This window comes from Flavobacterium qiangtangense (assembly GCF_042658345.1).
GTDB classification, from domain to species: Bacteria; Bacteroidota; Bacteroidia; order Flavobacteriales; family Flavobacteriaceae; genus Flavobacterium; species Flavobacterium qiangtangense.
The window spans coordinates 349,900-360,634 of sequence record NZ_JBHSQB010000005.1 but is presented as its reverse complement, the minus strand read 5'-3'; the positions used below and the strand labels follow the sequence as shown (position 1 = coordinate 360,634).

9 protein-coding genes are annotated in these 10,735 nt (G+C 39.2%); 5 read left to right on the top strand and 4 right to left on the bottom strand.

Annotated features, from left to right (window positions below; all coding sequences use genetic code 11):
* Positions 1-329: 329 nt before the first annotated feature.
* On the bottom strand, positions 330-1,868 hold the full coding sequence (locus tag ACFPVY_RS07290) for an IS1182 family transposase (RefSeq protein ID WP_379791313.1): 1,539 nt from the start codon (positions 1,866-1,868) through the stop codon (positions 330-332).
* 191 nt (positions 1,869-2,059) lie between these two features.
* Between ACFPVY_RS07290 and ACFPVY_RS07285 the strand changes: the two genes are divergently transcribed.
* The 5 genes from ACFPVY_RS07285 (at position 2,060) to ACFPVY_RS07265 (ending at position 6,802) form a co-directional block, all read left to right on the top strand.
* On the top strand, positions 2,060-2,551 hold the full coding sequence (locus ACFPVY_RS07285; RefSeq protein WP_379791312.1) for a hypothetical protein: 492 nt from the start codon (positions 2,060-2,062) through the stop codon (positions 2,549-2,551).
* Positions 2,552-2,714: 163 nt separating this feature from the next.
* Positions 2,715-3,215 (top strand): hypothetical protein, encoded by a 501-nt coding sequence (locus ACFPVY_RS07280; protein ID WP_379791311.1) that lies wholly within the window; start codon positions 2,715-2,717, stop codon positions 3,213-3,215.
* 290 nt (positions 3,216-3,505) lie between these two features.
* On the top strand, positions 3,506-4,543 hold the full coding sequence (locus tag ACFPVY_RS07275; RefSeq protein WP_379791310.1) for an aldo/keto reductase: 1,038 nt from the start codon (positions 3,506-3,508) through the stop codon (positions 4,541-4,543).
* 55 nt (positions 4,544-4,598) lie between these two features.
* Positions 4,599-5,513, top strand: coding sequence for a helix-turn-helix domain-containing protein (locus tag ACFPVY_RS07270; RefSeq protein WP_379791309.1), 915 nt, complete (start codon positions 4,599-4,601; stop codon positions 5,511-5,513).
* Positions 5,514-5,947: 434 nt separating this feature from the next.
* Positions 5,948-6,802 (top strand): IS3 family transposase, encoded by an 855-nt coding sequence (locus ACFPVY_RS07265; protein ID WP_379791318.1) that lies wholly within the window; start codon positions 5,948-5,950, stop codon positions 6,800-6,802.
* A 256-nt stretch (positions 6,803-7,058) separates the two neighbouring features.
* Here ACFPVY_RS07265 and ACFPVY_RS07260 read toward each other — a convergent pair whose 3' ends face one another.
* From ACFPVY_RS07260 to ACFPVY_RS07250, 3 genes are all read right to left on the bottom strand, one after another.
* Positions 7,059-9,056: a collagen-like domain-containing protein gene (locus ACFPVY_RS07260; RefSeq protein ID WP_379791308.1), complete on the bottom strand. Its 1,998-nt coding sequence runs from the start codon at positions 9,054-9,056 to the stop codon at positions 7,059-7,061.
* A gap of 14 nt (positions 9,057-9,070) precedes the next feature.
* Positions 9,071-9,553: a T9SS type A sorting domain-containing protein gene (locus tag ACFPVY_RS07255; RefSeq protein WP_379791307.1), complete on the bottom strand. Its 483-nt coding sequence runs from the start codon at positions 9,551-9,553 to the stop codon at positions 9,071-9,073.
* Positions 9,554-9,769: 216 nt separating this feature from the next.
* Positions 9,770-10,735, bottom strand: a complete 966-nt coding sequence (locus tag ACFPVY_RS07250) for a glycosyltransferase family 2 protein (RefSeq protein ID WP_379791306.1) — start codon at positions 10,733-10,735, stop codon at positions 9,770-9,772.

Below are 10,735 nucleotides of genomic sequence, written 5' to 3'. Positions count from 1 at the left end.
TAGAAACTGTCCAGCTTTTTTTGTGAATGTCTAATCCAATGAATATCTTTGGATTAGCCGAAGTGTCGTGTAATTGCATAGTCTTTGTTTATATGTAACTCAAAGTTATGCTTTTACATAGATGCTTGGCGAAATAGCTGGTTTAGAATTTCTTAGGGCTGAAATTGCGAAGTTCACTTTTTGATTGTCTTTACAACTTCACGGTGAAAACCCGCTACTTCGCCAAGCCGCGGAACGTCAGGCTGTGAAAAAACTCTCTTTTTTCACATTTTTAACCACAAAAATGCTTTCAGATGCTTCCATAGATCTCTTTTAAGGAGAGCCGCTTTTTAAGAAGCAAAATAGAATTGGATTTCAAAACGACTTGGAAAAGCCTTTAAAATGATCGTTTTAAAAAGAAGACAAGCCTTTGTCTTGTAAGGCGATTTCCAATTCTTGAATCGGGCCATCAGATCGGGCACGCCCAAAATATTCATCGCACGCTTGATGTTGTACGCCAGCATAATTAAACTGTGTTCTCCATTTACCGTTTTGAGTCCCGTCAAGTTGGTGTGGTTGTAGCCCCATTGTCGCTTGATGGTGCCAAAGATATGTTCGTTGATCTCTTGGCGTTTGCGGTACAGGTGCTGATTTTCCTGGTAGCGCTTGTTGTTTTCTTCTACGGCATCGGCATACTGGCTCCGGTCAATCTCCCGACCGCCTTTTCTGCTGGTGCAGAGCGATTTTGCCGGACATTCCCTGCAGGCGGGCGTTCTGTATTTCTTAAAGTCATAACTGTCCCTGTCTCTGGTTTTCTTGTGCCAGGTTCCTGTGGTTTTCAAGGTTTGATTCATCGGACATGTGTAGGTATCGGATGCCTTGTCGTAAAGAAAGTGGGCTACCAAATAAGCCTGTGTAGTACCGTTTTCATTGCTTATTCCTTGATCGGGATGCGCGACAATCGTGGTAATGTTATGCTCTTTACATTGGCTGAGTTCGCGTCCGTTGTGGTAGCCTTTATCAACCAAAACAGTAAAAGTTTCAGCATTCAAATTTTCTTTGGTCTCCAAGGCTATTGCTGTCAAGGCATTCCGGTCGTTCCGGTTGATTGTATGCGTAGCCACCACCAAATTGTGCTTGCTGTCCACCGCTGCCTGAATGTTATAGCTTATTTCCACCACTTGGCCTTGCACCAGCAAAGCGCGTGCATCTTCATCAGTAGTGCTGATTTGTGGTTCGCCACTGGCCTGCAGTTTTTCTTCCAAAAGCTCATAGCGGATTTTATTAGTCTTGAGCCGCTCTATTTTTTCTTGGATCTTGCTGATGCTGATGCCAGAATCGTCCTGGTCGTTTTGAGCCAGTTCTTTTAAGTAGTGGTTCGTTTTTTCTTTGATGTAGGCCAGATGCTTGTCGATTTTCTTTTGGTTGAAATTGGCTTTCTTGCTGTTGTGGGCTCTGGATTTTGTGCCGTCGATGGCGATGGTTTCCCCTGCAACCAGATCAGCATCTTTCAAAAAGCTGACAAAGAGCTTGAAGAGCTTTTTTAGTCCCAAAGGATTGTTTTTCCTAAAGTCGGATACACTGTGATAATTGGGAACCAGCCCGCACAAAAGCCACTGCATTTCGGTATTTCGGAGGCATTCCTTTTCGAGCTTGCGCGAGCTTCGGAGTCCGTTGAGATAACCATAAAGATAAAGCTTGAGGAAAATTTTGGTATCAAAACTCGGGCGTCCTTCTGTTTTTAAAGTCTTGACATCGAATCCCAATGTTTTTAATGCAATATTTTCTACAAAGGCATCGATAAATCGGATGGGGTTATCAGCAGAAATGTGATCTTCTAAACAGGCGAAAGTCATTTGGTTACGGGAAATTCCGGTGATGTGTTGCATCTTTAAAAATACGAATATTCCTGTTTTTACACAAATAGTTTTTTATATTTGGAAGTAATTAAACGGAGGTTTTTTCACAGACTGACGTTAGCAGCCATATTATGAAACACGTAACCTTCGCACTTTTTCTTTGTTGTACACTGTTCTGTTGCCAGAACAACGAAAGTGTACTAGAAACGGAAAAAAATGCTTTGAATACAGTGTTTAATCAAGTTGTCGATTCTGTTTATTTGAAAGCAACTGGAAATCGAACTATTGCAGACAGCCTTAAAAAAAAGGCTTTGGTAATTTATGATAGTTTGACAACGGATAAGCCTGGATATGTTGAATTTAAAGCACGCTTCACAACAATAAAAAATTTATACTTTGATACAATTAGCGAAAAAGTCACTCCAAAAATTGATTTGAATCTTTTACAAAAAAAGGCAAATTTTGATTACAGAAATGGTTTGTCGCTTAATAAAGGCCCGTTTCCATCTACGTTTTGGAATTCTAATTATGCGCTTCCTGGTTTTCTTCTTTTTTCTAAAATTAACTTTGACGAAGAAAGAAAGTTTGGAGAATTTCATTGCACTTATACAAATGGAGATATGTACAAAGCAAAGTATTTTTTGATTTATATCCAGAAAGAAAATAATGAGTGGAAATTGAAAGATGTTATGTTGCGGAATATGTTATTCTAAATAATACGTCTGTTAACAGCGGTTTTGCGCAATCCCTAGTTTTGTAGTAAATTCACGTTTACATTTCACAAGAAATTTTATCTTTAACAGAAAATAATCAGTTCCGAAATCATAAGGTTAAAAGCGTCGGAATGGTTTATACAAGGGACAAAAATCTTTAACATTGAAAAATTTACGATTACTATTAGCTCTCATTGGAATATGTACTTTTTGCGGTTGCAACTTTTTTGTAAGTACAGGGGGGTTTGGGGTTTCAAATAGTAAGGCTGAATCAATTCAGAAGAGCGTATTTTTACAAAACTATAAGCCGATCACAAATCCCGTTAAAATTAATGACACTCTTTCTTTGATTATCGAATCAGCTTGGACTGAACGTAAATGGAGATATGCCGGATACCAAGCTGAAAAAGCAGAAATTGAAGATGGCAATTCCTGTCAAATCAAAATTATCACCTCTAATCTAAATGGATTTAATGAAACATGGCAAATGGATAGATTAAAACTGTCTGACGGATATTTTTACGAAGGATATCTGAACTCAATTGTTGGAGATTTTATCTCTATCCCAAAGGATACATTGACTTTAAAAATTCATAGTGGGGAAAACCCAAAAGAAATCTCAACTGCTAATTTTCTTGGAGAAATAAAACTGATAAGGCAATGATTACAAAAAATCGCCAGCTCAGAAAGCATTTTCATGCGAGCGCGAATTTTGTGGTGAATTCACGTTTACGTTTCGCAAGAAATTTTATCTTTAACAGAAAATAATTAGTTCCGAATTTCGCAACTGACGAGAAGTGGCGGAACGTTGGTGGTAATGGTACCACCTCCGAAGATACTAATTACCTAAATACAAACAAATTAAACCTCATTTTGAATACAAAAAAAATCAATTTGGATACAAACAAGCTTTATTAACCGCTGAACTTTGCACTTCACAATTAAATAAATAAAATGAAGTACAAAATTTTAGGAAACACGGGTTTGAAAGTTTCAACCCTTTGTTTAGGTACAATGAACTATGGCGGAAAAGGATTTTTTGGTTATATGGGAAATCTTGATCAAAAAGCTGTTGATGAACAAATCAAAAAAGTAACCGAAGCAGGTGTAAATTTTATTGACACAGCTAACATCTATTCCGAAGGATTATCAGAAACAATGATTGGCCAAGCAATCAAAAATTTAGATATTAACAGAGATGATTTAGTATTGGCCACAAAGGTTAGAGGTACAATGGGCAAAAGTCAAAATGATCTTGGACTTTCTAAAAAGCACATTATCCAGCAAGTTGATGCCAGCTTAAAAAGACTTGGAACTGATTATATTGACCTTTATCAAATTCACACTATTGACCCATTAACTCCAATTGAAGAAACGATTAGAACTTTAGACGATTTGGTAAGAAGCGGTAAAATAAGATATTTTGGAGCGTGTAATACTTCCGCTTGGCAACTAATGAAAGGGTTGAGTTATTCAAAATACAATCATTTAGACAGATTTGCTTCTCTACAAGCCAACTATTCATTAGATGTTCGAGACACAGAACGTGAAATTGTTCCTTTGCTTTTAGACCAAAACGTTGGGATGCTTATTTGGAGTCCATTAAGCGGAGGACTATTGACAGGAAAATACAAAAGAAATGGGCAGAAAGAAGAAGGAAGATTAAACACTTTTCCTTTTCCACCTTTTCACGAAGAAAGAGCTTATGATGTTTTGGACATATTGAAACCAATGGCTGAACAAAAAAATGTATCAATTGCTCAATTATCGTTGGCTTGGTTACTACACCAACCTGTTGTAACAAGTGCAATAATTGGAGCTACAAAATTACATCAGTTAGAAGATAATTTAAAAGCAGTAGAAGTTGCTTTTACAAACGATGAATTGGCACAATTAGATAATGTCAGCAAATTACCCATTGAATATCCTGGAAATGTTCTTGAAATAATGACAATGGATAGAAGTGCAGGAGTTGATTTTCAAAATGCTTAAATTTACAAACTAATAAAGCAGGTAATAATTTATTATTGCCTGCAAATTTTAAATTATGAAAAATTCACAACCAAATATCATAAAAATAAATTCAGTTGTGGCTTTGCACAATTTTTTGGGTTTTCCAAGTCCATTGAATCCCCTAATTACAATTATTGACCATTCTAAAACGACTAATAATAATCAATCTCAAAATCAAAAATTACTATTAGACTTTTATAATATTTCCATAAAAAGAAGTTTTAAAGGTCAATTAAAATATGGTAAAAATTATTATGATTTTGATGAAGGAACTATGTCATTTATTGCGCCAAATCAGATTATATCTATTGATAAAGATGAAGACAAAAATAATGATGGTTGGTCGCTCTTATTTCACCCAGATTTAATAAGACAATATTCTTTAGGTCAAGCCATTAAAAATTATGGTTTTTTTAATTACGAAACTAATGAAGCACTACACCTATCTGAAGAAGAAGAAAAAACAATTGAAATCATAGTAAAAAATATTCAAAATGAAATCAATTCACGTTTAGACAATTTCAGTCAAGATGTTATTGTATCGAATCTTGAGTTAATTTTGAGTTATTGCAACAGATTTTACAGTCGACAATTTCTAACAAGAAAAATGGCTACAAATAATTTACTCACAAATTTTGAATTTGTTTTAGGAAACTATTTCTCTAAAAATTCAGAATTAATATTACCTACAGTGGATAAATTAGCCAAGGAACTTAATGTTTCATCTGCATATTTGAGTGATATGCTACGAAATTTAACAGGTCAAAATACTCAACAACACATACATAATAAATTAATAGAAAAAGCTAAAGATATTTTAACAACCACCGAATTGAGCGTGAGTGAAACTGCTTATTTATTGGGTTTTGAATATCCACAATCATTTAGTAAACTATTCAAAAGTAAAACTAACTTAACACCAAGTGAATACCGACAAAGCTGTAACTAAAAACCACTACCGCTAACAGCCTCGACGAGGTTTTACAACTCATCCAGAATGGCGATGAGAACCTAACACTAATCCAGTCCGCAAGAGCATTTGGAAAAGGGAGTTTCAAATACGACACCATAAAGACAACACTACTGCCAACATTCCGCTTCAATTTCTTATTCAAGGAATCTGCCAGCAATAGTAACATCACGGAGCCGACAGGGCTAATCTATTTGGATGCCGATGACTTGTATGAGATTCCAGACAATCCTTACATCCTCGCTAAGTGGAAATCGCTATCCGATACTGGTTTTGGGATTTTGGTGAAGGTGGTCCTCTGAAAAAACATTTACTAATCCAAAACCAATTATTTCTAAAAAAACAGAAACAGATTCTTTAGAAGTCAAACAACTTCGAAAATCTCTTAAGGAAAAAGAATTAGAGCTTGAGATATTAAAAAAGGCCGTTCACATGTTTTCCAAGAGCGATGCGAAATCTACCAATTCATAGTGAGCTATAAACATTCATATCCTATTGAAAAGATGTGCAGCGTTTTAAAAGTAAGCCGAAGCCGTTATTATAGATGGTTTAGCGGCGGGCCTTCTAATAGATCTATAGAAAATAGTCTATTTACAGACTTGATAAAAGAGGTTTTTGATTTAAGCAGTCAAACTTATGGAAGTCCCAGAATAGCGGAACAGCTAAAAAGAAAAGGATATAAAATATCCAAAAGGAAAGTTGCTAAATTGATGCTTCTTAATGGCTGGAGAAGTAAACTTAAAAGACGCTTTAAAGTGACCACGGATTCTAATCATCGATATCCAGTGTGCAGTAATCATCTCAATAGAAATTTTACACCAAAATTACTTAATGAGGTCTGGGTGTCTGATATAACTTATATAAGAACAGCTGCCGGCTGGTTATATCTTACTACTATTATTGATTTATATGACAGGCAGGTTATAGGATGGTCATTAAGCACACGAATGTATACCGATCAAACGATTATTCCAGCTTGGAAAATGGCAGTATCAAAAAGAGAAATAACAGAATCTTTACTTTTTCATTCAGACAGGGGCATACAGTATGCTTCGATAGAATTCAGAAAATTGATTAATAAAAATACTTTAATCATCCAAAGCATGAGTAGAAAAGCTAATTGTTGGGATAATGCTGTAGCTGAAAGTTTTTTCAAGACCCTTAAAGCAGAACTAATCTATCAGCATAAATTCACAACCATTGAAGAGGCTAAATTAGCAGTCCTTGAATATATAGAAGTATGGTATAATAGAAAACGTCTGCATTAATCTTTGGGATATAAAACACCTAAAGAAATGGAACTAGAATTTTATAAAATTAAAAGCGTGCCATAGGTCTTAGAAAATTTGTCCGCCTTTTTGTTGCAAGTCCATACAGTTTATACGCAAAAAAAGGGACGAATCTTAAACTTCGTCCCTTTTTTAAACAAATCCTAAAGTTGCAACCGAAAAGGTTGTTGCTCTCAAAATGTCCAATTGGCTAAACTATCATCGATAAACTTCAGTTAAAAGCTTATGAAAGTACTTACAGCTTAACGATCTGTATATTTCCCGTACCTGTACCTCCTGTACCAAAACTATCAGTACAACCAAATGATAACGTACTGTTAGCTGCAGTCACATTTAAAACTGTGCTGATATTCATTACTCCTGAATCATTAGTTTCAAAATAACTGGCTCCCGCACTTGCCAGCGCTCCGTTTAGCTTAAGATATCCTACCCAACCTCCCTGCTGTCCAGTTTTAAGCCACACAGTTACCAAATAAAGACCAGGAGAGGTAAGTGTCTTGCTATAAATTTGACTAGCGCTCGAAGGACTAAAATTTCCAGAAATTGCAGCAGTGCCAGATATTGCATCGTTCGCAAAAAGACTGGCCTGAGATCCCGCAACTCCTGTAGCTCCAGTAGCACCTGTTAAACCTGTAGCACCTGTCGAGCCAGTAGCACCCGCCACTCCAGTAGCACCGGTTAATCCTGTAGCTCCAGTTGATCCTTGAATTCCTTGAATTCCTTGAGGACCTGTCGCCCCGGTAGCGCCTGTCGAGCCAGTAACACCCGTCACGCCAGTAGCACCTGTCAAACCTGTAGCTCCAGTTGATCCTTGAATTCCTTGAGGACCCGTCGCCCCGGTAGCGCCTGTCGAGCCAGTAACACCCGTCAATCCAGTAGCACCCGTCAAACCTGTAGCTCCAGTTGATCCTTGAATTCCTTGAGGACCCGTCGCCCCGGTAGCGCCTGTCGAGCCAGTAGCACCCGCCACTCCAGTAGCACCTGTCAAGCCTGTAGCTCCAGTTGATCCTTGAATTCCTTGAGGACCTGTCGCCCCGGTAGCGCCTGTCGAGCCAGTAGCACCCGTCACACCAGTAGCACCTGTCAAACCTGTAGCTCCAGTTGATCCTTGAATTCCTTGAGGACCCGTCGCCCCGGTAGCGCCTGTCGAGCCAGTAACACCCGTCAATCCAGTAGCACCTGTCAAACCTGTAGCTCCAGTTGATCCTTGAATTCCTTGAGGACCCGTCGCCCCGGTAGCGCCTGTCGAGCCAGTAACACCCGTTACTCCAGTAGCACCGGCTACACCTGTAGCTCCAGTTAATCCTTGTATTCCTTGAGGACCTGTCGCCCCTGTCGAGCCAGTCACTCCTGTTACACCCGTCACTCCAGTCAATCCTTGAATTCCTTGAGGTCCTGTCGCCCCTGTCGAGCCAGTCACTCCTGTGGCACCCGTCACTCCAGTAGCACCGGTTAAACCTGTAGCTCCAGTTAATCCTTGTATTCCTTGAGGACCTGTTGCCCCTGTCGAGCCAATCAATCCTGTGGCACCCGTCACTCCAGTAGCACCTGTTAAACCTGTAGCTCCAGTTAATCCTTGAATTCCTTGAGGACCTGTTGCCCCTGTCGAGCCAATCAATCCTGTGGCACCCGTCACTCCAGTAGCACCTGTTAAACCTGTAGCTCCAGTTAATCCTTGAATTCCTTGAGGTCCTGTCGCCCCGATGGCACCGGTTACACCTGTAGCACCTGTTAATCCTTGAGGACCAGCCACTCCGGTAGCTCCAGTTGCACCGCTCAAACCTTGAATTCCCTGAGGACCTGTAGCGCCAGTAGCTCCAACAGGACCAGCATTTCCGCTCGCCGCAAATAATGCGTACGGTACGCTCATAAGCTGTGATGTACCTACAATAGTATAGTTACTTCCTCCAGTTGGATCAATTTCAGTCTTTATAAAATATGGCCCCGCAGTCCAATTAATTGCTGAAAATGTTCCTGTTATCGGGATACCAGATCCGATCTCCAGGCTTAGCAGACCATTTTCGTTAGTAGTCGCGCTCTGGCTTTCAGAATATGAAGTACTTCCAGTACCGCTGTTTTGCAGTATGCTGATCCTGATACCCACATTTGCAGAAGGAACAAGCGCATTGTTGCTGTTCCGAACGACTGCCTGATAGCTCATTTTTTGGGGTGCTTGTGAAAAAGCGCTTGCAGTGCAAAGAAGCAATGCTAGAATAGTAATTATTTTTTTCATTTGATTTGAGGGATTTAATTTTTTATGATCTTAAATGTCTTGATATCTCTGGCAGCGCTGGTTACTTTCAGAAAATAAAGACCGAACGGATAGTCCTGCATGTTGATTACTGTCTCTGCGCTCATTATCTTTTCGTTGTAAAGAAGCTTTCCGTTCAAGTCGAATAGCTGCAGTGCGAGACTGCTTCCATCGTAGTTCTGCAAATTGAGGGTAAGCTTGTCTTTGGCAGGATTTGGGTATGCTGTTGGATTAAGGCTGATGTGCTCCGCTCCCTCGATACTCAGTACTTCCGAAATTTCAAACGGTTGCTGCACTCCTTGCGAAACTGATCCGTTGCTGCCTGCTAGCGATGTGTAGGCCACCTGCCCTACCGAATAACTGACGGTGCCTCCGCTTCCGGAAGCCTTGCCTCCAGTAGCATTTGCAGACTGTTGCGCATGAGCCGTAGTAAGCCCTAGTACGAGCAGCGTCATAGTAATTGCTTTTGTCTTGTTCATTGATTTGGGGATTATAAGATTATTTTTACTAAATAAAGCTTAACAAATATATATAAAATTAGGATTGATTTTTTTTTTTTTAAAACGTATATACAACTGTATATAAAACGCCTACACTTACAAATACCTATACCTAAGAGCAATTTGTCCATGCGTATACTACTTCATAGTTTATTTTTCATTAAAAGATAGAATAGGGTAAAATTCTAACAAAAGCTATCTTGTGGCTCTAGGCGCATTTATTATATCGTACTGTATAGCCTGTAACAACAGCTGAAATCCCAATATAATTGAGATCGTTATAATCATTATCGTACCCGTCGGGGCCAATATGTCCTTTGATGCATAATAAATCCATTCGGTAGCTCCGAAAATGATTCCGAAAATAAAGAGGGGCAACCCGAAGACCAGGTAGATTGATGCTATATTGAAGTCATAGAGAAAGTACTCCTTGAGTATCCTTTTAAGAAATGCCTTTGCGAGCCTGCCTCCGAAAACGAAAGGCATCTTCCAAATTTTCATTGCAGACTTTTCGTCTCCGTAGATAGCCGGCATTGGTATGTCGAGCACCCTCGCTTTCTGAAAATAAAATTCTGACAGCAACGAGGTCTCAAAATAATACCTGTCTGAAAGTTTTGAAAAATCTATAGTACGGAGAAGGTCTGCCTTTATCGCCAAGAAGCCGTTGGTGGGATCGAAGTTATTCCAGTAACCGGTTGCAGCCTTTATCAGGAAAGAAAGGCAAAGATTGCCCATCCTCCTGCCCACAGGCATCTTTTTCAGCGCTTTCAAATCCCTGAAGCGGTTGCCTTTCGCAACTTCTGCATTGCCATAAACCAAAGCATCTACCATCTTTGGAATAAATGCAATATCCATCTGATCATCTGCATCGACCTTTATTACAATGTCCATACCATTTTCGATAGCGAAATTAAATCCTTTCTTTGTCGCCCCGCCTACACCTAAATTTTCCTCGTTCTGCAAAAAAAGGCATTGTGTTGCCGGGGATACAGCTAAAAGCAGTTCTTCTCTTGGCAATTCTTCAGTACTCCGATCGTCTATTATGATTACCGTATGGATATATGATGGAAGCTTGGAGACTACGCGCCCAATATGTGCCGAAGCATTGTAATAAGGAATGACCACTGCTATCTTGTGGCCTGGGTAAGCGGTTGTTTCCAT